23 protein-coding genes and 1 tRNA gene are annotated in these 24,766 nt (G+C 62.3%); 13 read left to right on the top strand and 11 right to left on the bottom strand.

Translation table 11 applies throughout. The annotated features are described in order from the left end of the window. The first annotated feature begins 13 nt into the window (after nucleotides 1-13). Both VK792_RS06190 and ykgO read left to right on the top strand, forming a co-directional pair. Nucleotides 14-88: transfer RNA gene (locus VK792_RS06190), tRNA-Val, on the top strand. 83 nt (nucleotides 89-171) lie between these two features. Continuing rightward, nucleotides 172-297 (top strand): type B 50S ribosomal protein L36, encoded by a 126-nt coding sequence (ykgO, locus tag VK792_RS06185; protein ID WP_163895964.1) that lies wholly within the window; start codon nucleotides 172-174, stop codon nucleotides 295-297. A 72-nt stretch (nucleotides 298-369) separates the two neighbouring features. Here the strand turns inward: ykgO and VK792_RS06180 are convergent, their stop codons facing one another. Then, entirely contained in the window at nucleotides 370-1,644 is a 1,275-nt protein-coding gene (locus tag VK792_RS06180) for a peptidoglycan-binding protein (protein ID WP_326296501.1), read from the bottom strand. An 18-nt stretch (nucleotides 1,645-1,662) separates the two neighbouring features. Further along, entirely contained in the window at nucleotides 1,663-2,883 is a 1,221-nt protein-coding gene (locus VK792_RS06175) for a phenylacetate--CoA ligase family protein (RefSeq protein ID WP_326296500.1), read from the bottom strand. A gap of 113 nt (nucleotides 2,884-2,996) precedes the next feature. Between VK792_RS06175 and VK792_RS06170 the strand changes: the two genes are divergently transcribed. Continuing rightward, the gene (locus VK792_RS06170; protein WP_326296499.1) at nucleotides 2,997-3,815 is read left to right on the top strand and encodes a hypothetical protein; all 819 of its coding nucleotides are present in this window, start codon (nucleotides 2,997-2,999) and stop codon (nucleotides 3,813-3,815) included. A 144-nt stretch (nucleotides 3,816-3,959) separates the two neighbouring features. Here the strand turns inward: VK792_RS06170 and VK792_RS06165 are convergent, their stop codons facing one another. The 7 genes from VK792_RS06165 to VK792_RS06135 all read right to left on the bottom strand — a co-directional run bounded on the left by VK792_RS06165 (nucleotide 3,960) and on the right by VK792_RS06135 (nucleotide 11,597). Beyond that, entirely contained in the window at nucleotides 3,960-4,787 is an 828-nt protein-coding gene (locus VK792_RS06165) for an ABC transporter ATP-binding protein (protein ID WP_326296498.1), read from the bottom strand. A 71-nt stretch (nucleotides 4,788-4,858) separates the two neighbouring features. Continuing rightward, the gene (locus VK792_RS06160) at nucleotides 4,859-6,142 is read right to left on the bottom strand and encodes an ABC transporter substrate-binding protein (RefSeq protein WP_326296497.1); all 1,284 of its coding nucleotides are present in this window, start codon (nucleotides 6,140-6,142) and stop codon (nucleotides 4,859-4,861) included. 79 nt (nucleotides 6,143-6,221) lie between these two features. Continuing rightward, complete coding sequence (locus tag VK792_RS06155; RefSeq protein ID WP_326296496.1) at nucleotides 6,222-7,298, bottom strand: branched-chain amino acid ABC transporter permease; 1,077 nt, start codon at nucleotides 7,296-7,298, stop codon at nucleotides 6,222-6,224. A gap of 14 nt (nucleotides 7,299-7,312) precedes the next feature. Next, nucleotides 7,313-7,555 carry a hypothetical protein gene (locus VK792_RS06150; RefSeq protein WP_326296495.1) on the bottom strand — a complete coding sequence of 81 codons (243 nt, stop codon included), beginning with the start codon at nucleotides 7,553-7,555 and terminating at the stop codon, nucleotides 7,313-7,315. 167 nt (nucleotides 7,556-7,722) lie between these two features. Further along, complete coding sequence (locus VK792_RS06145) at nucleotides 7,723-8,709, bottom strand: branched-chain amino acid ABC transporter permease (protein WP_326296494.1); 987 nt, start codon at nucleotides 8,707-8,709, stop codon at nucleotides 7,723-7,725. Nucleotides 8,710-8,721: 12 nt separating this feature from the next. Further along, nucleotides 8,722-9,537, bottom strand: coding sequence for an ABC transporter ATP-binding protein (locus tag VK792_RS06140; RefSeq protein WP_326296492.1), 816 nt, complete (start codon nucleotides 9,535-9,537; stop codon nucleotides 8,722-8,724). A 98-nt stretch (nucleotides 9,538-9,635) separates the two neighbouring features. After that, nucleotides 9,636-11,597 carry an AMP-binding protein gene (locus VK792_RS06135; protein ID WP_326296491.1) on the bottom strand — a complete coding sequence of 654 codons (1,962 nt, stop codon included), beginning with the start codon at nucleotides 11,595-11,597 and terminating at the stop codon, nucleotides 9,636-9,638. Between the two features lie 204 nt (nucleotides 11,598-11,801). On the opposite strand from VK792_RS06135, the gene VK792_RS06130 reads away from it, so the two are divergent. Further along, nucleotides 11,802-13,691, top strand: coding sequence for a hybrid sensor histidine kinase/response regulator (locus VK792_RS06130; RefSeq protein ID WP_326296489.1), 1,890 nt, complete (start codon nucleotides 11,802-11,804; stop codon nucleotides 13,689-13,691). Next, the gene (locus tag VK792_RS06125) at nucleotides 13,688-14,389 is read left to right on the top strand and encodes a response regulator transcription factor (RefSeq protein WP_326296488.1); all 702 of its coding nucleotides are present in this window, start codon (nucleotides 13,688-13,690) and stop codon (nucleotides 14,387-14,389) included. Before VK792_RS06130 ends, VK792_RS06125 begins: the two co-directional genes overlap by 4 nt. On the opposite strand, the gene VK792_RS06120 is transcribed toward VK792_RS06125, so the two are convergent. Together VK792_RS06120 and VK792_RS06115 are read right to left on the bottom strand one after the other, a co-directional pair. After that, the gene (locus VK792_RS06120) at nucleotides 14,376-14,849 is read right to left on the bottom strand and encodes an ATP-binding protein (protein WP_326296486.1); all 474 of its coding nucleotides are present in this window, start codon (nucleotides 14,847-14,849) and stop codon (nucleotides 14,376-14,378) included. The genes VK792_RS06125 and VK792_RS06120 overlap by 14 nt on opposite strands. A gap of 38 nt (nucleotides 14,850-14,887) precedes the next feature. After that, a complete protein-coding gene (locus tag VK792_RS06115) occupies nucleotides 14,888-15,226 on the bottom strand; it encodes an STAS domain-containing protein (RefSeq protein ID WP_326296484.1) in 339 nt (112 codons plus the stop codon). Between the two features lie 96 nt (nucleotides 15,227-15,322). Here VK792_RS06115 and VK792_RS06110 point away from each other — a divergent pair, with 96 nt between their 5' ends. The 8 genes from VK792_RS06110 (at nucleotide 15,323) to VK792_RS06075 (ending at nucleotide 24,677) form a co-directional block, all read left to right on the top strand. Further along, nucleotides 15,323-16,495, top strand: coding sequence for a thiolase family protein (locus VK792_RS06110; protein ID WP_326296482.1), 1,173 nt, complete (start codon nucleotides 15,323-15,325; stop codon nucleotides 16,493-16,495). A gap of 76 nt (nucleotides 16,496-16,571) precedes the next feature. Next, nucleotides 16,572-17,033 (top strand): GAF domain-containing protein, encoded by a 462-nt coding sequence (locus VK792_RS06105; protein ID WP_326296481.1) that lies wholly within the window; start codon nucleotides 16,572-16,574, stop codon nucleotides 17,031-17,033. Nucleotides 17,034-17,118: 85 nt separating this feature from the next. Continuing rightward, nucleotides 17,119-17,688, top strand: a complete 570-nt coding sequence (locus tag VK792_RS06100; protein ID WP_326296480.1) for a helix-turn-helix domain-containing protein — start codon at nucleotides 17,119-17,121, stop codon at nucleotides 17,686-17,688. After that, nucleotides 17,688-18,308, top strand: a complete 621-nt coding sequence (locus VK792_RS06095; protein WP_326296479.1) for a LysE family translocator — start codon at nucleotides 17,688-17,690, stop codon at nucleotides 18,306-18,308. Before VK792_RS06100 ends, VK792_RS06095 begins: the two co-directional genes overlap by 1 nt. Beyond that, nucleotides 18,308-18,682, top strand: coding sequence for a GFA family protein (locus tag VK792_RS06090; protein WP_326296478.1), 375 nt, complete (start codon nucleotides 18,308-18,310; stop codon nucleotides 18,680-18,682). The genes VK792_RS06095 and VK792_RS06090 overlap by 1 nt, the downstream gene beginning before the upstream one ends. A gap of 3 nt (nucleotides 18,683-18,685) precedes the next feature. Next, on the top strand, nucleotides 18,686-21,124 hold the full coding sequence (locus VK792_RS06085) for a GcvT family protein (RefSeq protein WP_326296477.1): 2,439 nt from the start codon (nucleotides 18,686-18,688) through the stop codon (nucleotides 21,122-21,124). Nucleotides 21,125-21,226: 102 nt separating this feature from the next. Next, on the top strand, nucleotides 21,227-22,114 hold the full coding sequence (locus VK792_RS06080) for a homocysteine S-methyltransferase family protein (RefSeq protein WP_326296476.1): 888 nt from the start codon (nucleotides 21,227-21,229) through the stop codon (nucleotides 22,112-22,114). A 118-nt stretch (nucleotides 22,115-22,232) separates the two neighbouring features. Beyond that, nucleotides 22,233-24,677, top strand: a complete 2,445-nt coding sequence (locus VK792_RS06075) for a GcvT family protein (RefSeq protein ID WP_326296475.1) — start codon at nucleotides 22,233-22,235, stop codon at nucleotides 24,675-24,677. Nucleotides 24,678-24,766 lie beyond the last annotated feature (89 nt).

Here is a 24,766-nt window from a genome sequence, read left to right as displayed (position 1 = left end):
CGACTGACCATACGGGCGGTTAGCTCAGCGGTAGAGCACTACGTTGACATCGTAGTGGCCACTGGTTCGATCCCAGTACCGCCCACCATGGAATTCACCGCCTTGGGCCGGAAGGCTCGAGGTATCCGAAACTGAGGCGCTCGCGCGCCGCGACAAGAGGAGAGATTGGACATGAAAGTTGCAAACTCGCTCCGCTCGCTCAAGAGCCGCCACCGCGACTGCCGCGTTGTGCGCCGCAAGGGCCGCGTTTATGTGATCAACAAGACGCAGCGCCGGTTCAAAGCCCGTCAGGGCTGAGCGTTCGGATGAACACTGGTAAAGAAGCCACCCAATCGGGTGGCTTCTTTCGTTTCAAGCCATTGATGGGGCTTACAGCCGCCCGGCCATCAGCACCGCGAGCGTATGCGGCGTGACAAACCCGGTCACGTCCAGTCCGCGATCTCTCTGATAACGCCGCACTGCATTGCGGGTGGCCATGTCAAACCGGCCGTCCACGGCACCCGTTCCATAGCCCATCTGGGCCAGCCGTTCTTCGACCCGGCGGCGGGTGGTCAGGCTGGACAAGGACGACGCCTCTGGCGCGGACACCCGCACTGTGCGGGCCGGCGCCGGAGTGCGTTCGGCAAAGCGGCGCGCCTGGGTGTGCAGCAATGCAACCTGGTCGGCGGTCAGATATCCACGCACCCCGCCCAGACCGCGCGATGTCTGCCACGCGGCGATCGCGCCGCGTGTACCCTGCCCGAATATTCCGTCGATTCCGCGGGTGTCATAGCCCAAACGGTCCAGGTCGCGCTGGATGTATTTTCTGGCAGTTTCGCTGGCTGCAACCCGGCGTTCGACGCCTTCGGCGCGCTGACGACGCTGTTCGTGAAGGGTCGCGATTCGCTGTTGCGCCTGCGCGGCTTGTGCACTGTCGGGGAAACGGGTCAGGAAGGATTGGTAATCCACGAGCCCGCCCCGCGCCATCGCCGCCATCCACGCCTTTTCTGCCGGGTCGTCGACCAGCGGCGCATCGGTGACATAGCCCGCAGGCCGCAGCACCCCGTCAGAGGCCACGACCAGGTCGCGCAGCGACTGGCCCGGCTGCAACAAGCCCCCCTGCACAAGGGTCATCAAGCGATCCGTCGGCGTTTGCAGCAAGGTCACGCCCTTGGGCATCCACATGCCCCCCAGATCCGTACCTGCCCCCGGCAGAACCGGGGCCGCGGCATTTGTTGCGGCCACCAGGATCAACGCTTTGTCAGGATGGGATTTCGAAATCTCGGCCAAAGTGCGGATCGACAGACCCTCGCTGTCCAGATCAGCGACGGCCTCGGCCTTGGCATCGGTCCCAAGAAGCCAGCCGTCGAAGCCATGCGACACGATCTGCCCACACAGAACGACAACCAGACGATCCGCATCCCTTGCACGGGTGCGCAACAAGTCGGTGAACGCTGCGTTGCGCGCGGCATCAAGGTTGTCGAGAATCTCGACCTCGTACCCTGCTTGTCGGAACTGCCCCGCAAGCCCGGCCATCTGCCGGGCCTCTGGCACCGGTTCAAGCCGTGAATAATCGGCATTTCCAATCAAGAATGCGAGGTCGCGCGCGCTGACGGGCAACGCGACCATCGCCGCCAGCACACTGGCGACAAGGATACGGATCATGGCCCCCTCCGAGAAAAATCACTCGTAGACCCGTTGATCGTCGATCACTTTGCCGTCGTTGGGAAGGGTGCCTTTGCCCACAAGCTCAATTCGACCCTTCATTTTCAACACTTCCGAAACAGTCCCCGAATAAGTGTCGGGATTGTTTCCATCTGTTTCGATCTGAATGGTCATCACGTCCATCTCACCCTCGCGGGTTGCAATCACGCGGGCGCGACTCACCTCTTCATGACGTGAGACCAGCGCGGCCACCTGTTCGGGACGAACGAACATGCCCTTGATCTTGGTGGTCTGGTCGGCGCGGCCCATCCAGCCCTTGATCCGGGTGTTGGTTCGGCCACAAGGGCTTTCACCCGGCAGAACCGCCGAAAGGTCGCCGGTGGCGAAACGGATCAGCGGATAGTCAGGATTCAGTGTCGTCACCACGACTTCCCCCACCTCCCCCGGCGCAACGGGGTTTCCGGTGCCGGGGGTGACAATCTCGACGATAACGTTTTCGTCGATGATCATGCCCTCCATCGCCGGACTTTCGTAGGCAATGTTCCCAAGGTCGGCTGTGGCATAGCATTGCAGGCACGTGATGCCACGATCGGCGTATTCCTGACGCAGCGACGGGAACAGCGCGCCGCCCCCGACGGCGGCCTTGGTGATCTTCAGGTCGACCCCCATCTCTGCCGCCTTGTCGAGGATCACCTTCAGGTAATCCGGCGTTCCGGCATAGGCCGTGGTCCCGACATCCGCGGCGGCTCTAACCTGCAACTCGGTCTGACCGGTGCCCGCGGGCAGAACCGCGGCCCCAACGGCGCGTGCCCCTGATTCAAAGATCATTCCGGCCGGGGTCAGGTGATAGCCAAAGCAATTCTGAACGATGTCACCCTGCCCGATACCACAGGCATGCAGGAACCGGCCCACCCGCCACCAGTCACGGTCCACCCCGCCCGGCTCGTAGATCGGGCCGGGTGACTGGAACACATGGGCGAAGCCATGCGCCGGTTTCACGGTGAATCCGCCAAAGGGGGCCGCCTTGGCCTGTGCGTCACCCAAGGTGGACTTGCGCAGGACCGGCAGGGCCGCAAGCGCCGTCATATCCGTCACAACGCCCGGATCCGTATCGCCCAGCGACGCGGCATAGCCGGGCAAAGCCTTGGCTCGGGCGATTTGTTCAGGCAGCGCCACGGCCAACGCCGCGGCGCGTTCGTCGGCGCTGCGGGTTTCCAACGTATCGAAATAGGTGCTCATGCGCCCCTCCGTTCTGGCCGCCAGAGTGCGGCACGATTCCTTGATCTGAGACAAGGTCTGACGCGCGGCCAGACCTTAGATTTCCCCAACTGCGTGTATGAGAAGGGCCTGCCATGTCTGTTACCGAATTCGATCCCCGCATCACCTTTGACGAGGACCGCCAGATCATGGAGGCCGATTTCTCGAACTTCACGTTTGACAGCACGGCGACCGTCAACCGGTTCTACGACCAGATCGAGGAACGCATTGCCGCGACCGGTGAAGAGCTTTGGTTCTTTTTGGTGAACCTGAACGCCACACGGATCGACACCTCTGCCTGGTTCGCTTATGCACGCCGGGGCAAGGCGTTGAACCTTGCGCATTCCATGGGGTCGGTGCGGTTCGACGCGTCTGATGCAACCCGCGCGCAGATCGAACGCGATGCCAATACCGAAGCCTTCGATCCGAACCTGTTTTCTGACCGCGACGGGGCGCTTGCGCGGCTGGAAAGCCTGCCAAGCAAGCGCCGCATGCGCATCCAGCATGACTCGAACTACAGCCTGGGCGACTTCGTGCGTCGCATCAGTTTCGACGACGCCGAAAGCATCATGGATGTCGATTTCTCGTACTTCACATTCTACACGTCGAAAGACGTAAACGATTTCTACGACCACATCGAAGAGCGGATCACCGAGACCGGGCGCAAATGGTTCTTCCTGATCAACTACAATGGCTGCCGTATCGAGCCTGCGGCCTGGGTCAGCTTTGCCCATCGCGGAAAGTCGCTGAACATCGCGGCCTCGCTTGGGTCTGTCCGCTATGCCACCGGATCGGAGACCGAGGCGGACATCCGCTTGCGCGCCGAGACACAGGATTTCCGACCCAACATCCGTAACACCCGCGAAGAGGCGCTGGCGCGGATCACCGAGATGAAGGTGCTGGTCGGGGCCTGACCCTCTCTCATCCTTGGATATGCGGCGTGCAAATGCCAAATCGTCCTCATATGGCGCCGGGGATCAGACCGGGCGCCCGATGTTGCGTGTTTGGTTCGGGGGTCGCACCGCAGCGCAGAATGGCGCGGCGGCGCGGGTCTTTCGTCAGGCCAGCCAACGCTTGCGGCGGCGATAGCTGCGCACCTCGCGGAAGGACTTGCGACCGTCGTCCGACATGCCCAGGTAGAATTCCTTGACGTCCGGGTTTTCGCGCAGGTCCTTGGCCGGACCATCCATCACGACACGACCGGATTCCAGGATATAGCCATAGTGCGCATAGCGAAGCGCGACGTTGGTATTCTGCTCGGCCAGAAGGAAGGTCACGCCTTCGCCTTCGTTGACCGCTTTCACGATCTCGAAGATCTGCTCCACCAACTGCGGCGCCAGGCCCATCGAAGGCTCATCAAGCAAGATCGTCTCCGGTCGACTCATCAGCGCACGACCGATGGCAACCATCTGTTGCTCTCCGCCAGAGGTATAGCCCGCCTGCGACTTTCGGCGTTCCTTCAGGCGCGGAAAATAGGAATAGACCATTTCCAGGTCCTGCGCGATTTCCGCCTTGCTGGCCTTGCGCGTATAGGCGCCGGTCATAAGGTTTTCCTCGACCGTAAGGTGTTCGAAACAGTGGCGGCCTTCCATAACCTGGATAACGCCTGCCTTGACCATTTCGGCCGGGTCCAGATCCTGCACCGGGCGGCCGCGGTACTTGATGTTGCCTTTGGTCACTTCACCACGTTCGGAATGCAGCAAGTTCGAGATCGCCTTGAGCGTCGTCGTCTTGCCAGCCCCGTTGCCGCCCAGAAGCGCGGTAATACCGCCCTTGGGCACCTTCAGGCTGACCCCTTTCAGCACGAGGATCACGTGATTATAGATCACCTCGATATTGTTGACCTCAAGAACAGTCTCTTGTTGTGTCGGTGCGGCGTCCAGCATGGCGGCTCCCTGACTTTGGCGGGCGGTGGGCCCGGCCCGCCGGAATGGCGGACCGGACAGTTCGTTCAGGCTTAGTTGCAGCCCGGGGTGATGTTGTTTTCTGCCGCGAAGGCTGCCGAATCTTCGGCAATCAGAGCGTTCAGAACCTCTTGATCCGACTGGATGTAGTCGGTGATCATCTTCCACTCACCGGCGCCGGCATCCCACTGGGAAACCGCCACATAGCCTTCACCACCGTGGTTCTGGCAGCTGACCGAGAAGGTCGGACCGAAGTTCGGCAGACCGATCGCTTCCATCTTCTCTTGGGTGATTTCCAGTGCTTCCATGCCATCGCGCATCTGCGCCTGGTTGATTGCACTGGTGCCTGCCAGGGCCTGAGCGGTCTTTGCGGCTTCGGCGGCCAGCATGGCGGCATACATGCCACGGTTATACAGAGCAGTGCCCAGGTTGTCGCCTGCACCTGCGGCCTTGCCCGCATCGAGCACATACTTGCGCATGTCATCATACAGCGGATAATCGTCGCCCAGGTTGTGGAAGGTCAGCGCCTTGTAGCCATCGGCACCGGCCCCTGCGGGCAGCACGTCGTTTTCAGATCCCGACCACCAGACACCGATGAAGTTTTCCATCGGGAAACGGATGTTCACGGCTTCCTGGATGGCGACCTGGTTCATCACGCCCCAGCCCCACATGATGACATAATCGGGACGCTCGCGGCGGATCTGCAGCCACTGCGACTTCTGTTCCTGCCCGGGGTGGTCGACCGGCAGCAGCGACAGTTCGTAACCGTGCTTCTTGGCCAGTTCTTCCAGCGTGCGGATCGGTTCCTTGCCGTAGGCCGAGTTGTGATAGACCAGGGCAACCTTCTTACCGGACAGGTCACCGCCGTTTTCGCCGAGCAGATACTTGATCGCGACCGAGGCACCGTCCCAGTAGTTGGCCGGGTAGTTGAAGATGTTGCGGAACACTTCGCCGTTCTTGGCCGAGGTCCGGCCATAGCCCATCGAGTGCAGCGCGATGCCGTCAGCAGTGACCTTGGGGATCAGCTGATAGGTGATGCCGGTCGACAGCGGCTGATACACCAGCGCGCCAGTGCCCTTGGTGGATTCATAGCATTCCACACCCTTTTCGGTGTTATAGCCGGTTTCACATTCGATCAGGTTGACCTTTTCACCACCGATGCCGCCATCGCGCTCGTTCAGCAGGGTGAAATAGTCCTGATAGCCGTCAGCGAACGGGATCCCGTTTGCAGCATAGGGCCCGGTACGGTAGCTGAGGGCGGTAAAGGTCAGGTCAGCCAGTGCCGGTCCGGCGGCCATCGCAGCGCCAAGCGCCAGAGTTGCCAGTTTCATTTTCATCGGGTTATTCCTCCCTTGATTTCATCCGATGGTTTCTGTCGCGGGGTTTCCCCCGGTCGTCGTCTTGTCTGCCGGCCCCTTAGTGCGGGAACGGCCAGAGCCGCAGTTTCTCCTTGGTCAGGCGCCAAAGCTGCGCCAGGCCATGCGGTTCAAGGATCAGGAACACCACGATCAATCCTCCAACGATCATGAATTCCAGATGGGCGGCCAGATCGGTGGGCCAGCCAAGCCCCCCCACCAGCACGTTTTTCAACAAAACCGGCAAGAGCACCATGAAGGCCGCGCCCGCAAAAGAGCCAAAGATCGACCCCAGCCCGCCGATGATGATCATGAACAGCACCAGGAACGATTTCTGGATGCCGAACGCCTCGCCGACCTCGACCGCGCCAAGATAGACCGAGAAGAACAGCGCCCCGGCCACGCCCACGAAAAAGGACGAAACGGCAAATGCGGTCAGCTTGGCCATCAGCGGGTTCACCCCGATGATTTCCGCTGCGATATCCATGTCGCGGATCGCCATCCATTTGCGCCCCACCGACCCGCGGGTCAGGTTGCGGGCGATCCAGGCCAGCAGCACCACGAAGATCAGACAGAACAGGTACTTCGCCCAGGCCTCGGTCTGCGGGCCGGTGACGATGATGCCAAAAACCGAGCGTTCGGGCGCGGAAATCTGCCCCGAGGCTGAATAGTTATAAAACCACGGCACCTTGTTGAAGAGCCACACAAGAAAGAACTGCGCCGCAAGCGTTGCAACTGCCAGGTAGAACCCCTTGATCCGCAGCGACGGCAGGCCGAACAGCACGCCGACCAACGCCGTGATCCCGCCGGAAATCAGGATATGCACAAACATGCTGATCTCGGGGAAAGTAGTCATCAGCTTGTAGCAGGCATAGGCCCCCACAGCCATGAACCCGCCGGTGCCAAGGCTGACCTGGCCGCCAAAGCCGGTCAGGATGTTCAGCCCCAGCGCCGCGATCGCATAGATCAGGAACGGCACGAAGACGGCGTTCGCCCAGTAGTCGTTGATGAAAAACGGGATCACCAGGAACGCCACCGCCATAGTGACGTAGAACGCGATACGGTCGAACCGGATCGGGAAGGTCTGGCTGTCCTCGACATAGGACGTTTTGAAATCACCGGCCTCGCGGTAGATCATTTGGGCTCACTCCCTCAATCGTCGGTTCGGTATTGTTCCGGCACCGCGCGCTTCGGGCGCTCGGCATAGCCGGTATCTTCGCAGTGGCAGACCAGTTTCAGGTACGCCAGCATACCCACGCCTCCGCCGATGGCGGCAAGGATCAGCGCGGTCAGAATCTGGCTGCCGTTTTCAGGGTCGGCGGTCAACGCCAGGTATCCGAATGCCCAGAATCCCGCCCAGGCAATCACGTTCACGATTGCGATCAGTTTGTTCATAGTCTCTCTCCCTCGTCTTTGGAGGCTGCGGTTCCAGCCGCGCCCAGACCATGGCAGTAGAACAAAGGAACATCGTTTCGAGCAAGGATTTCGTTAGCGCTGTCAGCACCCGTGGCCGCGGCAAATCGGCCTGATCGGCGTATGAAAACCTGCGGAACGAACACCGATCAAACCCTTTCGATGATCTTTTCGCCGAACAAGCCCTGCGGACGGAACACCAGGAAAATCAGCGCCAGAACATAGGCGAACCAGTTTTCCGTAGCGCCGCCGATCATTGGACCGATGGAAAATTCGAACAGTTTTTCGCCCACGCCGATGATCAAACCACCGACGATCGCCCCCGGGATCGAGGTGAATCCACCCAGCATCAGCACCGGCAGCGCCTTGAGCGCGATCAGCGACAGGCTGAACTGCACGCCGGACTTTGCGCCCCACATGATCCCCGCGACCAGCGCGACGAACCCCGCGATCGACCAGACCAGCACCCAGATGAACCGCAGCGAAATGCCCACAGACAGCGCCGCCTGGTGGTCATCGGCCACCGCGCGCAACGCACGACCCTGCTTGGAATACTGGCTGAACAGCGTCAACGACACCACCAGCAGCACCGCGATCACCGTCGCCACGATATCCAGGTTGTCGATAAAGAACCCGTAGCCAAACCAGCCATAGGTGACCTGGTCGATGGTATCGTTGATGCCTTGCGGCAGACCCACGTCCAGTTTCTTGATATCGGCCCCCCACATCAGGTCACCAAAGCCTTCCATGAAATAGGCCAAGCCAATGGTCGCCATGAACAGGATGATGTCGGGCTGGTTGACCAGATGTTTCAGGATGTAGCGTTCGACGATCCAGGCAAACAGCACCATGACACAGGCGGTGAGAATGATCGCGATCACCGCCGGAACGTGCCAGCCGAAATGGTGCAGGTCCGTTCCGAAAATCGCATTGATCAGGTGTGAAAACGGCACCTGACCCTGCTGGATCCCCACCAGGGTCAACGCCGCGAACAGCGCCATCACCCCCTGAGCATAGTTGAAAATCCCAGAGGCCTTGAAGATCAGTACAAAGCCCAGCGCCACAAGCGAATACAGCACCCCGGCCATCAGGCCGTTCAGGGTGACTTCCATCGCGAAAATCAGTTGATCAGGCATTTCCGTCCCCCGTCAGTCGTGCGACACGCCAAGATAGGCGTCGATCACATCCTGGTTGTTGCGCACCTCATCGGGCGTGCCGTCCCCGATCTTCTTGCCATAGTCCATAACGACAACGCGGTCGGACAGGTCCATGACCACCCCCATGTCGTGTTCGATCAGCGCGATGGTGGTGCCGAATTCGTCGTTCACATCCAAGATAAAGCGGCTCATGTCCTCTTTCTCCTCGACGTTCATCCCCGCCATCGGTTCATCCAGCAACAACAGCGACGGATCGGCCGCCAGCGCGCGCGCCAGTTCCACCCGCTTCTTCAGACCATAGGGCAAACGGCCCACCGGCGTCTTGCGGATGTTCTGAATTTCAAGGAAGTCGATCACCTTCTCGACCTTCTCGCGGTTGGCCATCTCTTCCTCGCGCGCCTTGCCCCACCACAGTGCCTGCTGAACCAGGTTGGCCTTCATGTGGGTCAGGCGACCCGTCATGATGTTGTCTAGAACGGTCATCCCCTCGAACAGCGCGATGTTCTGAAAGGTCCGGGCGATACCCTGTTGCGCAACCTTGTAGGGCTTCATCTGCGGGCGTTTGCTGCCCTGATACCAGACCTCGCCTTCGGTCGGGATGTAGAAGCCTGAAATGACGTTCAGCATCGACGATTTGCCGGCCCCGTTCGGGCCGATAATCGCGCGAATCTCGCCTTCACGGATGTCGAAACTGATGTCCTTGATCGCCACCACGCCGCCAAACCGCAGGGTGATGTTCTTCATTTCCATCAGCACGCCGCCAATCTTGCGACCGTCTGCCGTAATATAGCCTTCGGTGTCTTTCATCTAGGTTCTCCGCTCGGCGCTGACCGGCGCTTTGAAAAAGTTTGCAACAGATCCTGCGGGATGAGGGCCGGGGCGATGCGCGCAGCGCGAGCGGCCCATCATTCCGCCGCCATCTTCGTTGCGATCGGCATCACCTTGGCATCGCGGATTTCCAGTGTCGCCTTGATTGCGCCTTTGCGGCCATCCTCATAGGTCACCTCGGTCTCGGTATAGACACTGGTCGATCCGTCATAGAGCGCGGTAACGAGGTCCTGGAACTTCTCGGCGATGATCTTGCGGCGCACTTTGCGGGTCCGGGTCAGTTCGCCATCATCAGCATCCAGTTCCTTGTGCAGCACAAGAAAGCGATGGATCTGGCAGCCCGACAGCATCTCGTCTTGCGCAACCGACTGGTTCACCTCTTCGATATGGTTCTGGATCGTGTCCAGCACCTGCGGGTGACCGGCCAGTTCCTGGTAAGACGCATAGGCGATGTTGTTGCGTTCCGCCCAGTTGCCCACCGCCGTCAGGTCGATGTTGATGAAGGCGGTGCAACGGTCGCGCCCCGCGCCGAACACCACCGCTTCGAGGATGTTCGGGAAGAACTTCAGCTTGTTCTCAACATACTTGGGCGCGAACATGCGGCCGTCGGCCATTTGGCCCACGTCCTTGGCACGGTCGATGATCCGCAGATGCCCCGTCGCTTCCTCGATGAAACCCGCATCGCCGGTGGCCACCCAGCCTTCGGCATCCTTGGTATCGGCGGTGCTTTCGGCGTTCTTGTAGTACTCGACGAACACACCGGGCGAGCGATAGAAGACTTCGCCATTTTCGGCGATGCGAAGTTCCACACCTGGCGACGGCACACCCACGGTGTCCGACCGCACCTGCCCATCAGGCTGCTGGGTGATGAACACCGTAGCCTCGGTCTGGCCGTAAAGCTGTTTCAGGTTGATGCCCAGCGAGCGGTAGAAGTCGAAGATTTCCGGCCCGATCGCTTCACCCGCAGTATAGCCGACGCGGACCTTGGAAAAACCCAGGGCATTCTTCAGCGGGCCATAGACCATCAGGTTGCCCAGCGCATATTTCAGCTTGTCCATGCCGCTGACCGGCTCACCATCCAGGATCTTCGGGCCGACCTTTCGGGCGTGGTCCATGAAATTCTTGAACAGTTTGCGCTTGAACGACCCCGCATCTTCCATCCGGATCATGATGTTGGTCAGCTGGGTCTCGAACACCCGCGGCGGTGCAAAGAAATAGGTCGGCGCGATCTCTTTCAGATCGGTCATCATGGTTTCAGGAGATTCCGGGCAGTTCACGCAGAACCCGGTCCAGTACGCCTGACCAATGGAGAAGATGAAATCACCCACCCAGGCCATCGGCAGATAGGCCAGCACCTCGTCATTGGCTTTGAGGTGATCAAATTCCGAAGACGCTCGAGCGGTTTCGATGATGTTCCGGTTCGACAGCACCACGCCCTTGGGCTTGCCGGTGGTGCCCGAGGTATACAGCATCACGCAGGTGTCGTCGTAATCCAGCGAATCGCGCCGCGCCTTCAGTTCCTCGATGAACTCGTCATAAGCGGCACGGCCCTGATCTTGCACATGCGAATACTGATGCAGGCGGCGGTGGTCGTATTTCCGCATCCCGCGCGCATCGAGATAGATCATGTGTTCGAACTGGTGCAGGTCGTCCTGGATCTCGATCACCTTGTCGACCTGTTCTTGATCGGCGGCGATCACGAACCGGGCCCCGCAATGGGCCAGCACATATTCCATCTCTTCCGCGACAGCGTCCTGATACAGCGGCACGGGAACCGCGCCCACGGACTGCGCGGCAACCATCGACCAGTACAGATAGGGACGGTTGCGTCCGATGATGGCGATATAGTCGCCCTTGTTGACGCCCAGGTTCAGCAGCCCAAGCGCCAGTGCTTCGATCTCTTTCTCGGTTTCGGCCCAGCTCCAGGTCTGCCAGATGCCGAATTCCTTTTCGCGATACGCCGGTGCGTTGGCATATTGCGTGGCATTGCGGTGCAACAGCGCAGGGATCGAGCGCAGACCGGCTGCGCCCTCTGTCATGTGTGCCAAAAGTCGTCCTCCCAAATGCCCGTTTGCACAGGCCAGCCGTTTCTCCCCACGGCTCAGCGTCCATTTGGACAAGGTGCACGGTGGCGGTCAACTTTTTCCTGATCATTTCTCAAATCTTACGAATTGTAACAGGCCACGCATCGGGGTTTGCTGTCGACCCCACGGGTGGTAGCGAAGAACCGGGAGGAACGTGTCATGACACGTAAGGATGCGTTGACGCAGGCCGGGCTGAACCTGATCCAGCAAGCCCTGACGATCTATGACAACGATCTGCGGCTGGCGGTCTGCAACCGCCGTTTCGCCGAGATGTTTGACCTGCCCGACAGGCTGACAACCCCCGGCGCCGGGTTCGAGGAGACCATCTGCCACCTCGCGACCCGCGGTGAATACGGGCCGATCGACGATCTTGAGCGATTCGTGCGTGACCGGGTGGAAACCGCGCTGGCTTTCGAATCCCACTACATGGAACGCACGCGGGCCAACGGTCAGACGATCAGCGTCGAAGGCGCGCCGCTGCCCGAAGGTGGCTGGGTCACCGTCTATACCGATATCAGTCAGGTGAAAGAGCAAGAGAAACTGCTGCGCACCCGGTCTGCCCTGTTGTCAGAAGAAGTGCTGGCAAGATCCGAAGAATTGGCCGCAACCAACCGTGAATTGGCCGCAACCATCACGGCATTGCAGGAAACCCGCCGCCAATTAACGGAATCGGAGGCACGAACCCGCCTGACCACCGAAATGATGCCGGCGCATATCGCCCATGTCGATGCCGATGGCCGCTATACCTATTCCAACCGGCGGCTGAGCTCGGTGATGCCGGGTCGTCCGTCGAACATCCTTGGCCTGCACATATCCGATGCGTTGGGGCCAGATGCCTATGCCAAGGTACGACCGCACCTGGAAACCGCCTATGGCGGCAATGCCAGCACCTTCGAGTTCACCCACCGCGAAAGTTTCCGCCGGATCCGCGCGGTGTTCACACCCGATCAGGACGAGCGGGGCGTCTATATCCTGTCGATGGACGTGACCGAGGAAACCCAGGCCCGTGCAGCCCTGCAACAGACCAAGCGGCGCGAAATCGCGGCGCAGTTGACCAGTGGACTGGCACATGACTTTTCCAACCTGCTGACGATCATACTTGGCATGCAGTCTCGACTCAGCCGGATGGGCCTGGAGCCAGAGGCGATGGCCCTTGTTCGCGCCACGCAGCAGGCGGCGCAGCGCGGCGGAACCCTGCTGCACAAGATCGCTGACATGACCGGCCCGCGAAGCTACCGCCCCGAACCGATGCACCCTGGACCGTTCCTGTCAGACCTGCAAACGCTGGCCAACCCGTCCCTGCCCGATGACGTGACCTTGCAGGTGATCGACCAGACCGAAGCCGACGTTCTGCTGGACCCGGGGATGTTGCAGGACAGCCTGCTGAACCTGATCCTGAACGCCCGCGACGCGTGCAAGGGGGGTGGCACCATAACCCTGACCGCGTCCGAGGTGATGGACACCTGGATCGAATTCCGTGTGACCGACACCGGACCCGGCTTTTCGCCCGAAGCGCTGCGCCACGGGCTTGACCCGTTCTTTACCACCAAAGGGTCCGACGGATCAGGGCTGGGGCTTGCGATGGTGTATGACATGACCAAGCTCGCGGGGGGTGAGGTCCGGCTGGACAATACCGACACCGGCGCCGTCGTGTCGCTGCGCTTGCCGTTACGCCGCGTGGCCAGCCTGCCAGAACCCGGCCTTGTCCTGCTGGTCGAAGACAACCCCGACCTGCGCGCCTCGATCCGGGACATGCTGACGGAACTGGGCCATTCGGTGATCGAGGCAACCACCGTGGATGAGGCCGTTTCGCTGGCCAACGGCCTGCCCGAAATCAAGACGATCCTGTCCGACATCCGGCTGGAGGGCACGCTGACCGGTGTCGATCTGTTGGACAGGTTGCCCGAACGGCGGGTGCTGTTGATGACATCGTTGCCCGCCGACCACCCGCTGCATCGCACCGCGCGTGACCGCACGTCGCTGTTGACGAAACCCTTTTCCGCCGCCCAGCTTGCTGGCTTTCTGGGGCAGGCAAGGCAGGCCGCATGACACAACCGCTTGTAACCATTCTTGACGACGAGCCGGCGATCCGGTCGATGCTGACCGACGCGCTGGAAGAGGCCGGGTTCCGCACCCTCGCCTTTGCCCGCGCCACGGAATTCGAAGCCGCCTTGCGCCGAACCACCCCGGATGTCTGTCTTGTCGATCTGGGACTGCCGGACCGCGACGGGCTGACCTTGGTGCACCGGCTGGCGCTGGAACAGGGCGCGACGGTCATCATCATTTCCGGCCGGGCGCAGGTGCAGGACCGGGTGACCGGGCTGGAACTGGGCGCCGATGACTACATCATCAAGCCGTTCGACCCGGCAGAGGTCGTGGCCCGGGTCCGCGCCCGCCTGCGCAGCACCCGGACCAGCGCCCCGCAAAGCGACACCGCGCGCTTCAACGGCTGGACCGTGCATTTCGACCGCTACGCACTGGAAAACACGACAGGCCGCGAAACCCCGTTTTCGCATGCCGAGGGCGAGGTCCTGCGCCTGTTCCTGCAGGCGCCCAAACGTCTGATCACGCGCGCACAGATGCAGGAGTCGCTGGGCGGTGGTGCCGGCGAAACCTTTGACCGCGCGATGGACGTGCGGATTTCGCGGCTGCGCACCAAGCTGGGTGAAGACCCGAAAAACCCGCGCCTGATCAAGACGATTTATGGCGCGGGCTATATCTTCCTCGGGGATGTCAGCTGGGGCTAGGTTTCGGCGCGTTCCACCAGTCGTGGTCGATCACCAGGGTCAACCGGTTTTCCCCGTCGATGCGGACATAGCAGATGTGCCGCGTCAACCGCACCAGCAACTGCCAGCCAAAGCCGCCCTCCGGCAAGCTCTGCCGCACATCGGCCAAGCCATCCCTAGGGCACCAGGGCAACGCGCCACCGGGCAGCGGCGCACCTTGATCCCGGATCTCGATCCGCACCTGCCCGGGGGCCCGACGCAGCTCGGTATCGATACGTCCCTGCGCACATCCGGCATAGGCATGCTCAACTACATTGTTCAACGCTTCCGCCAACACCAGTTCGATGGTTCCACGGGCGTCATCGCCCACGCCGACCGCCACCAGTGCGGCGCAGGCCAGTTGCACGGTCTGGCGAACGCTGTCCGCCGTCGCGTCGAAGCGATGCGCGAAAAGCACCTGGTTTTCGGCTGTCTGGTGCATGATTTCCACGGTGCGCAGCCGCCTGCCCCTTGCCCGTGTCAGCCTGCGTGCCGCCCCAAGGCCGCATCAAGATCGCCGTGGATTCGGAACACCGTGTTCATCCTGGTCAGTTCAAACACCTTGTGCACGTTGGGCATCAGCCCCGCCAGTTCCAGCGTCTGCCCCTTGTCCATCTGCTTCATCGACGCGACGATCGCCCCCAACCCGCTGGAGTCGACGAACGTCACACCCGACAGGTCCAGCACCACGCGTCCCGTGGCCGTCGCGGTCAACGCCCGCATCTGGTCCTTGAACTGGATGGCAACGGCGGCGTCGATCCGCGGCTCGTCCACTGAAATCACATATGCCGACCCGACGCGGCGTCCCGAGAGATTCATGGCAGGTCCCTTCCTTCTGACAAACCCAGCGTCACGCTAGACGCCAATCCTTATCATTCGGTATGTGTCAGGCGGGAAAACCCGGAGGAAACGAATATGCAGGAAGTGGTCATCACCGGTGCGGCGCGCACCGCGATGGGGGGATTTCAGGGCGTCTTCAGCGACGTGAGCGCAGCCGACCTTGGCGGGGCGGCGATCCGCGCCGCACTGGCAGAAGCCCGGCTGAAGACCGTGGACGAGCTCCTGATGGGCTGCGTTCTGCCCGCCGGTCAGGGTCAGGCTCCAGCACGCCAGGCGGGTTTTGCCGCCGGTCTGGGCGAAGAGGTGCCCGCCACCACGCTGAACAAGATGTGCGGCTCGGGCATGAAAACCACGATGATGGCCTTCGACCGGCTGGCCCTTGGCCACGCCGAAGCCATCGCAGCCGGCGGTATGGAATCGATGACCAACGCCCCGTACCTGCTGCCCAAGATGCGCAACGGCGCCCGCATCGGCCATCAGCAGGTCGTGGACCACATGTTCCTCGACGGTCTGGAAGACGCCTATGACAAGGGCCGCCTGATGGGCACCTTCGCCGAAGACTGCGCCGAAGCGTTCCAGTTCACCCGCGAAGCCCAGGACCACTACGCGCTGGCGTCGCTGTCCAACGCGCTGGACGCCGAACGCACCGGCGCTTTCGACGGCGAAATCACTGCCGTCACGGTGCATGCCCGCACCGGCGAGGAAATCATCACCCGCGACGAACAGCCCGGCAAGGCTCGGCCGGAAAAGATCCCGATGCTGAAGCCCGCCTTCCGCAAGGACGGTACCGTGACCGCCGCCAATTCCTCGTCGATCTCCGACGGGGCTGCCGCGCTGATCCTGTCGACCATGGCCGCCGCCGATACCGCTGGCGCCACGCCGCGCGCCCGTATCCTCGGCCACGCCAGCCACGCCCAGGCCCCGGCCCTGTTTCCGACCGCGCCGATCCCTGCCGCGCAAAAACTGCTCGACCGGATCGGCTGGTCCAAATCCGATGTCGATCTGTGGGAGGTGAACGAAGCCTTCGCGGTCGTGCCCATGGCCTTCATGCATGAAATGGGCCTGTCACGCGACGTGATGAACGTCAACGGCGGCGCCTGTGCCCTGGGCCACCCGATCGGGGCATCCGGAACGCGGATCATTGTCACCCTGCTGAACGCACTGGAAAAGCGCGGGCTGAAACGCGGCATCGCGGCGATCTGCATCGGCGGCGGCGAAGGCACGGCCATTGCCATCGAACGGCTCTGATCATCATCTTGCCGAAAATATCCCGGGGAGCGCGAGGGGTTGACCCCTCGCTCCCGCACGTTGCAAAGGCGCTTCGATGACCCTCGACTACCTGACCCTGGCCAAGACCCTTACCGCGCTTACCACCGGCGAAACCGATACGGTTGCGCTGATGGCCACCGTCGCCTGCGAGGTGCATCACGCCGACGACCGCTTCGACTGGACTGGGTTTTACCGCGTGGTCGCGCCGAACCTGCTCAAGATCGGGCCCTACCAGGGCGGGCATGGCTGTCTTGTCATCCCGTTCGACCGTGGCGTTTGCGGCGCCTGTGCCCGGACCGGACAGGTACAGCTTGTGCCCGATGTCGATGCCTTCCCCGGCCATATCGCCTGTGCCTCTTCGACCCGCTCTGAACTGGTGCTGCCGGTGCGCAATGCAGCGGGCGTATTGCTGGGCGTGTTCGACATCGACAGCGACCGGCCCGATGCCTTCACCGAATCCGACGCGCAGGAATTGGGCACGATCCTCGATCAGGTTTTCGCTGAGGCTATCGCGTAAAATTCCACGTTCGTGAAATTTTCATTTACTTTTTCACAAAACAGTTCGACGCTGGCCCGAGACAGACTCAGACCGGAACGCGCCGATGCGGCACGAACAGCCCGACAATGCCAGCTCTCTGGGCGCCGATCTTCGGGCGCTGCGCAAGGCGCGCGGGCTGACGCTGAACGACCTGTCGGACCGGCTGGGTCGTTCGGTCGGCTGGCTCAGCCAGGTCGAACGCAACATCTCGGAACCCTCGATCACCGACCTGCGCCACATCGCGGCATTGCTCGACGTGTCGGTTTCCAGCCTGTTCCGGTCGGAAGGCCCGGCAGAGGAAGCGGGCTTTATCGTCCGTGCCAGAAACCGCCGCCCCATCGGCAGCCGGGTGTCGGGGTTGGTCGAAGAACTGCTGTCCCCCGACCTGACCGACGATTTCGAAGTGGTGCATTGTGTATTCGAACCTCGCGCGCAAATCGGCGAAACCTGCACCCGGCCCACGCAAGAGGTGGGCTATATCGTGTCCGGCAAGCTCGACATCTGGATCAACGGGCAAACCTTTCATCTCACCCCCGGTGACAGCTTCCGCATCCGCGGCGTGCCGTTCCGCTGGGAAAATCCCCATGACGACCCTGCCGTTGCAATCTGGGTCATTGCCCCGCCGGTGTATTGATGACCTTTCAGGCCTGGACCGTTTTCGCGCTGTTCTGGGTGGTGTTCGTCACCTCGCCCGGGCCCAACGCGGTCAACTGTATCCTGAACGGCATGACCTTTGGTTTCGCCCGGTCTTTGTGGGGCGTCCTGGGTATCTTGACCCAGGCGTTGCTGTTTCTGACCCTGTCGGCCATCGGCATCACCGCCCTGATCGTGGCCAGCCCCACCGGGTTTCTGATCGCCAAGGTCGCGGGGGCCGGGTTACTGATCTGGACCGGGGCGCGCAACTGGATCCGCGCCACCCGCCCCATCAAGGCCGAAGCCCCGAAGCGCGGCCACATCTACCGCCGGGCCTTCCTGATCGCCACGATCAACCCGAAATCCGTCGCGGGCTACCTTGCCGCGTTTTCGCAATTCGTGCAGCCTGACGTGCCCATCGGTCAGCAGATGTGGGTGATCGTGCCCACCGCGCTCACCATCACCAGCCTCAGCTACATAACCTATACCGCGATGGGCGCCGCGCTGGGTCGTGCAGCGCTGGGGGCCATCGGCAACATCATTGTGCGCCGGATCATGGCCGCCTGTTTCATCCTCTATGGTGTCTTGCTGGGCGCCACCATCCTGCCACGGGGGACCTGATGCTGAAAGGAAGCTGCCTGTGCGGCGCCGTCACCTACACCGCCGACGGAGAGATCGGCCAACCCGCTGCCTGCCACTGCACCCAGTGCCGCAAGCAATCGGGCCATGTCTGGGCCTCGGCCTGGTGCGCCGAAACCGATCTGACCATCACCGGTGACGTGCGCTGGTATCACGCCAGCCCGACCGCCAAACGCGGCTTTTGCCCTACCTGCGGTTCGGTCCTGTTCTGGAAAGCCCAGACCGAGGACACGATCAGCTTTTCCGCAGGGTCCATCGACGGCCCCACCGGCCTGAACCTGCGCATCCACATCTTCACCGCCGACAAGGGCGACTATTACGACATCGCCGACGGCGTGCCTCAAAGGGAGAACTGACCCATGACCGATTTCCCAACCCAGACCCGTGTTGTCATTATCGGCGGCGGTGTTGTCGGCGCCTCCTGCGCCTATCACATCGCCAAGGCCGGATGGGACTGCGTGCTGCTGGAAAAGAACGAACTGACCGCAGGCAGCACCTGGCACGCGGCGGGCAACTGCCCGTCCTTCAGCACCTCCTGGGCGGTGATGAACATGCAGCGCTATTCGCTCGACCTGTATCGCCAACTGGCGGACGAGGTCGACTATCCGATGAACTACCATGTCACCGGGTCAATCCGCCTGGGCCATTCCCGCGAACGGATGATGGAATTTGAACGCGCCGTCGGCATGGGCCGCTATCAGGGCATGGACCTTGAGATGTTGCAGGTCAGCGATCTGAAGGACCGCTATCCGTTTCTGGAAACCCACGACCTGGCGGGAGCGCTTTATGATCCGGGGGATGGCGACATTGACCCGGCGCAGCTGACCCAGGCCCTGGCCAAGGGCGCGCGCATGAACGGTGCCCGGATCGAACGGTTCTGCCCCGCCACAGGTGTCAGTCGCCAGAACGGGGAATGGATCGTGCACACCGACAAGGGCGACATCACCTGCGAAAAGGTGGTGAACGCGGCAGGCTACTATGCCCAGCGCGTCGGTGAGTGGTTCAAACCCTATGGCGGGCGCACCGTGCCGATGGCGGTGATGAGCCACCAGTATTTCCTGACCGAGGAAATCCCGGAACTGGCGACCTATACCAAGGAAAACGGCAAACTGCCGCTGCTGCGGGATGTGGATTCCAGCTATTACCTGCGGCAGGAAAAGAACGGCTTCAACCTTGGCCCCTATGAACGCAACTGCAAGGTGCATTGGGTCCGCCCCGATGACCCCGTGCCCGAGGATTTCAGTTTTCAGCTTTATCCCGACGATCTGGAACGGCTGGAATGGTATATCGAGGACGCCATGGCCCGCGTGCCCCTTCTGGGCACTGGCGGGGTGGCACGCAACATCAACGGCCCGATCCCCTATGCCCCCGATGGCCTGCCCCTGATCGGCCCGATGCCCGGTGTGCCCAACGCCTATGAGGCCTGTGTCTTTACTTTCGGCATCACCCAGGGCGGCGGCGCGGGCAAGGTTCTGGCCGAGTGGGTGACCGAGGGCCAGACCGAATGGGATATGTGGTCCTGCGATCCGCGCCGCTATACCGACTACACCGATCACGACTATTGCGTCGAAAAGGCTAAAGAGGTCTACGGCCACGAATACGCCATGCACTTCCCCTGGCACCGCTGGCCCGCCGCCCCCGACCGAAAGCTGTCTGCCGTGCATAACACGGTAAAAGACCTGGGCGCGGTCTTTGGCGTCTACGGCGGCTGGGAACGCGCCAACTGGTTCGCGCAGCCCGGCGACGACACGTCAGAGGCGGCCACCCAGACCTGGGCCCGCACGGGCCCATGGGCGCCCCGGATCAAGGAAGAATGCGAAGCGGTCCGCGATCATGTCGGCGTCTTGGACCTGCCCGGGTTCTCGCGCTATCGGCTGCAAGGACCGGGGGCTGCGGATTGGCTGAACAGCCTTTGCACCGGGCGTCTGCCCTCGGTCGGGCGGCTGGGTCTGCTCTATTTCACCGACACCCGCGGCCGCGTTGTGACCGAAATGTCCGCCATGCGCCTGGCCGATGATTTCTTCTTCCTGATCACAGCTGCCGCCGCTGAATGGCACGATCTGGAATGGCTGACCAAGTCCTTGCCCGCAGGCGCGCAATTCAGCCTCTCGAACGTCACACAAGACTTCTCTTGCCAGATCGTCACCGGCCCGCAAAGCCGCGCGCTGCTGTCAACGCTCACCGATGCCGACCTGACCCAACCCTGGCTGACCCATCAATCGGCGCAGATCGCGGGCCGCTGGGCACAACTGGTCCGGGTCAGTTTCGCGGGGGAACTGGGGTGGGAAATCCACTCCAAGATTGATGACACCACCCCCATCTACGATGCCCTGATTGCCGGCGGGGCCAAACCCTTTGGCATGTTCGCGCTCAACAGCCTGCGGGTTGAAAAGGGCTACAAGGCCTGGAAAGGCGACCTGTCCACCGACTACACCGCGCTGCAGCTTGGGCTCGACAGGTTCATCGACTGGTCCAAGGACTTTCCCGGCAAACTCGCACTGGAAACCGAACGCTCAACCGGCCCGACCAAACGGCTGGTGACGCTGAAGGTTGACGCTGGCGACTGCGACGCGCCCTACATGGCCACGCTCTGGCATGGCGATCAGATCGTGGGCGAAGTCACCTCGGGCACATGGGGCCACCGGGTCAACGCCTCCATCGCCCTGGCCATGCTGCGCCCCGACCTGACCCAGCCGGGAACAGAGGTCGAAGTCGACATCTTCGGCACCCGCTGTCGCGCCGTGGTACAGCCCGATGGCCCGCTGTGGGATCCAAAGAACGAACGGCTACGCACATGATCCCATCATCTTGCCGGAAATATCGCGGGGGTCGCCAGTGTCGCGCCATTGCTCCAAGGGACAATGGTAGCGCGGCTGGCCCCCGCTAGAAGGACAACCACAATGAACAAGATCACCCTTCTCGACGGCGGCATGGGCCAGGAACTCGTCCATCGCGCAGGCGACAAACCGACACCGCTCTGGTCCACCCAGGTGATGATCGAACACCCCGGCCTCGTTGAACAGGTCCACCGCGACTATTTCAATGCCGGCGCCACCATCGCCACGACCAACACCTACGCGATACATCGCGACCGCCTGGTGATGGGCGGGATCGAAGCCCGGTTTGAGGATCTCAATCGCGCGGCCCTCGCCGAGGCGACGGCCGCGCGCGCCGCACACGGCGGCGGGCGTATCGCGGGCTCGATCGGGCCGCTCGGCGCCAGCTATCGCGCTGACAAACACCCGCCGGACGAGGTGGCAATCCCGCTTTACGCCGAACGCATCGCCTTGATGCAGAACACGGTCGACCTGATCGTTTTCGAAACCGTCGCCTCGGTCGCGAACGCCCGCTCGGCAATGCAGGCCGCAGCCGATTGCCCGCTGCCGGTCTGGATCGCCTTCACCCTCGATGACGAAAACGGCGCATTGCTGCGTTCGGGCGAACTGCTGGCTGACGCCCTGCCCCATGTCGCCGGCGCTGCAGCTCTCCTCGCCAACTGCTCTGCGCCCGAAGCCATGCCCGCCGCGCTGACTGTGCTGAAAACCTCTGGCAAACCCTTCGGCGCCTACGCCAATGGCTTCACCCGGATCACCAAGGATTTCTTGAAGGACGCCCCCACCGTCGATGCCCTGACCGCCCGCGATCTCAGCCCCGCAGCCTACGCCGACCACGTCATGGCCTGGGTGGATCAGGGCGCCACGATCGTTGGCGGTTGCTGCGAAACCGGACCCGCCCACATCGCCGAAATCGCCCGTCGGCTGCAGGCGGCGGGATTCCAGATCACATGACTTGCCTCTTTTGCTTCACAAGTACCTCAGGGGGGTGCGGTGGGACAGCGTCCCGCCGCCTTGGCCAGATCGGCACAGCCGATCCGCCCCCCCTTCCCCAGCCCGGAGCCCTGACCTCATGACCACTCTGCCCACCCACGCCCGCGCCGTCATCATCGGCGGCGGTGTCGTCGGCTGTTCCGTCGCCTATCACCTGGCAAAACTCGGCTGGACCGATGTCGTCCTGCTGGAACGCAAACGCCTGACGTCGGGCACCACCTGGCACGCCGCGGGCCTGATCGGGCAACTGCGGGCCAGTTCCAACATGACCAAACTCGCGCGCTATTCCGCCGAGCTCTATACCGGGCTCGAGGCGGAAACCGGCGTCGCCACCGGCTTCCGCGTGGTGGGGTCGATCTCTGCCGCGCTCACGGGTGAACGGCTGGAAGAACTGCACCGCTCCGCCGCCATGGCCCGGGCCTTCGGTGTCCCGGTCGAGGAAATGTCGCCGGCCGAGATCAAGGCGAAATACCCCCATCTCAACATCGACGGCGTGACCGGTGGTGTCTGGTTGCCGACCGACGGTCAGGCCGATCCCGGCAACATCGCTCTGGCGCTGGCCAAGGGCGCCCGGATGCGCGGCGCGGTGATCGCGGAATACACTGCCGTCACCGGTGTTACCCGGGCAGGCGACCGGATCACCTCTGTTTCCTACGAAGGTCCCGAAGGCCCCGGCACGATCACCTGCGAAACGGTGGTGAACTGCGCCGGCATGTGGGGGCACCAGGTCGGCCGGATGCTGGGCATCAACGTGCCGCTGCAAGCCTGCGAACATTTCTACATCGTCTCGGAGCCGATCAAGGACCTCGGCCCACTGCCGGTCCTGCGCGTGCCCGACGAATGCGCCTATTACAAGGAAGACGCCGGCAAGATGATGCTGGGCGCGTTTGAACCCGTGGCCAAGCCCTGGGGCATGACAGGCATCCCGGCGGATTTCGAATTCGACCAGTTGCCCGAGGATTTCGATCATTTCGAACCGATCCTCGAAGCCGCGGTGAACCGGATGCCGATGCTGGGCGAGGCGGGCATCCACACCTTCTTCAACGGGCCGGAAAGCTTCACCCCAGACGACGCCTATCACCTGGGCCTTGCGCCGGGGATGGACAATGTCTGGGTCGCCGCCGGGTTCAACTCCATCGGGATCCAGTCGGCGGGTGGCGCGGGCATGGCGTTGGCGCAGTGGATGGACGACGGGCAGAAACCGTTCGACCTGGGCGACGTGGATATTTCCCGTGTGCAGCCGTTCCAGAAAAACCGCCGCTACCTGGCCGAACGGGCCAGTGAAACGCTGGGGCTGCTTTACGCCGATCACTTCCCCTATCGGCAAAAGGCCAGCGCACGCGGCATACGGCGTACGCCGTTCCACGACCGGCTGGACGCAAATGGCGCGGTCTTTGGCGAACTGGCCGGTTGGGAGCGCGCCAACTGGTACGCGCAGCCCGGACAGGAGCGGGAATACCGTTACAGCTGGAAACGCCAGAACTGGTTCGACAACGTGGCCGAGGAACACCGCGCGATCCGAACCGGTGTCGGCATGTATGACATGTCCAGCTTCGGCAAGCTCAGGGTCGAAGGCCGTGACGCGGCGACCTTCCTCAACCATGTCTGCGGCAATGACGTGGACGTTCCCGTGGGCCGGATCGTCTATACCCAGTTCCTCAATTCCCGTGGCGGGATCGAGGCCGACGTGACCGTCACCCGCCTGTCGGAAACCGCCTATCTTGTTGTCACCCCCGCCGCCACGCGCGTTGCCGATCAAACCTGGCTGACGCGGCACTTGGGCGATTTCGACGCGGTGGTCACGGATGTAACAGCCGGCGAAGGCGTTCTGGCGGTGATGGGCCCCAGGGCGCGCGCGCTGATGCAGGCGGTGTCACCCGACGATTTCGGCAATGACGCCAACCCCTTCGGCACCGCGCAAGAGATCGAAATCGGACTGGGGACAGCGCGGGTGCACCGGGTGTCCTATGTCGGTGAACTTGGGTGGGAGATCTATATCGGGGCTGATCAGGCAACCCATGTCTTCGACACCCTTTGGCAGGCAGGTCAGGACCACGGGCTGAAACTGTGCGGGATGCATGTGATGGATTGCTGCCGGATCGAAAAGGCGTTCCGCCATTTCGGCCATGACATCACCTGCGAAGACCATGTGCTGGAGGCCGGGCTGGGCTTTGCCGTCAAGACCGCGAAGGCAGATTTCATCGGCCGCGACGCGGTGCTGAGGAAACGCGACGAGGGTCTGAAGACCCGCCTGCTGCAATTCCGCCTGACCGATCCCGAACCTTTGGTCTATCACAACGAACCGATCCTGCGCGACGGGCAGATCGTGGGATACCTCAGTTCGGGGGCCTATGGCCACCACCTGGGCGGGGCGATTGGCATGGGCTATGTGCCCTGTGCCGGGGAAAGCGCCGAACAGATTCTGGCCTCGCGCTATGAAATCGACGTTGCCGGCACGCGGGTCGCAGCAGAGGTGTCGCTGAAACCGATGTACGACCCGACCGGCGCGCGCGCCCGCCTGTAGCAGCGAACGACACCGAAAAGACCGGGGCGTTGGCCCGCCGTTTGTGGCCCTTGACCAACCCCCCGGTTCTGGCGCATCCCCCTGCCATG

Origin of the sequence: Mesobacterium hydrothermale (assembly GCF_035818635.1) — a bacterium.
GTDB classification, from domain to species: domain Bacteria; phylum Pseudomonadota; class Alphaproteobacteria; order Rhodobacterales; family Rhodobacteraceae; genus Mesobacterium_A; species Mesobacterium_A hydrothermale.
Note: the sequence above shows the minus strand (reverse complement) of the source record. Positions and strands in the feature narration are given on the sequence as shown.

Excerpts from the sequence above, each read along its gene's own strand:
- ykgO (WP_163895964.1), top strand. The coding sequence starts at position 172 with ATGAAAGTTGCAAACTCGCTCCGCTCGCTCAAGAGCCGCCACCGCGAC.
- VK792_RS06180 (WP_326296501.1), bottom strand. The coding sequence starts at position 1,644 with ATGATCCGTATCCTTGTCGCCAGTGTGCTGGCGGCGATGGTCGCGTTG.
- VK792_RS06175 (WP_326296500.1), bottom strand. The coding sequence starts at position 2,883 with ATGAGCACCTATTTCGATACGTTGGAAACCCGCAGCGCCGACGAACGC.
- VK792_RS06170 (WP_326296499.1), top strand. The coding sequence starts at position 2,997 with ATGTCTGTTACCGAATTCGATCCCCGCATCACCTTTGACGAGGACCGC.
- VK792_RS06165 (WP_326296498.1), bottom strand. The coding sequence starts at position 4,787 with ATGCTGGACGCCGCACCGACACAACAAGAGACTGTTCTTGAGGTCAAC.
- VK792_RS06160 (WP_326296497.1), bottom strand. The coding sequence starts at position 6,142 with ATGAAAATGAAACTGGCAACTCTGGCGCTTGGCGCTGCGATGGCCGCC.
- VK792_RS06155 (WP_326296496.1), bottom strand. The coding sequence starts at position 7,298 with ATGATCTACCGCGAGGCCGGTGATTTCAAAACGTCCTATGTCGAGGAC.
- VK792_RS06150 (WP_326296495.1), bottom strand. The coding sequence starts at position 7,555 with ATGAACAAACTGATCGCAATCGTGAACGTGATTGCCTGGGCGGGATTC.
- VK792_RS06145 (WP_326296494.1), bottom strand. The coding sequence starts at position 8,709 with ATGCCTGATCAACTGATTTTCGCGATGGAAGTCACCCTGAACGGCCTG.
- VK792_RS06140 (WP_326296492.1), bottom strand. The coding sequence starts at position 9,537 with ATGAAAGACACCGAAGGCTATATTACGGCAGACGGTCGCAAGATTGGC.
- VK792_RS06135 (WP_326296491.1), bottom strand. The coding sequence starts at position 11,597 with ATGACAGAGGGCGCAGCCGGTCTGCGCTCGATCCCTGCGCTGTTGCAC.
- VK792_RS06130 (WP_326296489.1), top strand. The coding sequence starts at position 11,802 with ATGACACGTAAGGATGCGTTGACGCAGGCCGGGCTGAACCTGATCCAG.
- VK792_RS06125 (WP_326296488.1), top strand. The coding sequence starts at position 13,688 with ATGACACAACCGCTTGTAACCATTCTTGACGACGAGCCGGCGATCCGG.
- VK792_RS06120 (WP_326296486.1), bottom strand. The coding sequence starts at position 14,849 with ATGCACCAGACAGCCGAAAACCAGGTGCTTTTCGCGCATCGCTTCGAC.
- VK792_RS06115 (WP_326296484.1), bottom strand. The coding sequence starts at position 15,226 with ATGAATCTCTCGGGACGCCGCGTCGGGTCGGCATATGTGATTTCAGTG.
- VK792_RS06110 (WP_326296482.1), top strand. The coding sequence starts at position 15,323 with ATGCAGGAAGTGGTCATCACCGGTGCGGCGCGCACCGCGATGGGGGGA.
- VK792_RS06105 (WP_326296481.1), top strand. The coding sequence starts at position 16,572 with ATGACCCTCGACTACCTGACCCTGGCCAAGACCCTTACCGCGCTTACC.
- VK792_RS06100 (WP_326296480.1), top strand. The coding sequence starts at position 17,119 with ATGCGGCACGAACAGCCCGACAATGCCAGCTCTCTGGGCGCCGATCTT.
- VK792_RS06095 (WP_326296479.1), top strand. The coding sequence starts at position 17,688 with ATGACCTTTCAGGCCTGGACCGTTTTCGCGCTGTTCTGGGTGGTGTTC.
- VK792_RS06090 (WP_326296478.1), top strand. The coding sequence starts at position 18,308 with ATGCTGAAAGGAAGCTGCCTGTGCGGCGCCGTCACCTACACCGCCGAC.
- VK792_RS06085 (WP_326296477.1), top strand. The coding sequence starts at position 18,686 with ATGACCGATTTCCCAACCCAGACCCGTGTTGTCATTATCGGCGGCGGT.
- VK792_RS06080 (WP_326296476.1), top strand. The coding sequence starts at position 21,227 with ATGAACAAGATCACCCTTCTCGACGGCGGCATGGGCCAGGAACTCGTC.
- VK792_RS06075 (WP_326296475.1), top strand. The coding sequence starts at position 22,233 with ATGACCACTCTGCCCACCCACGCCCGCGCCGTCATCATCGGCGGCGGT.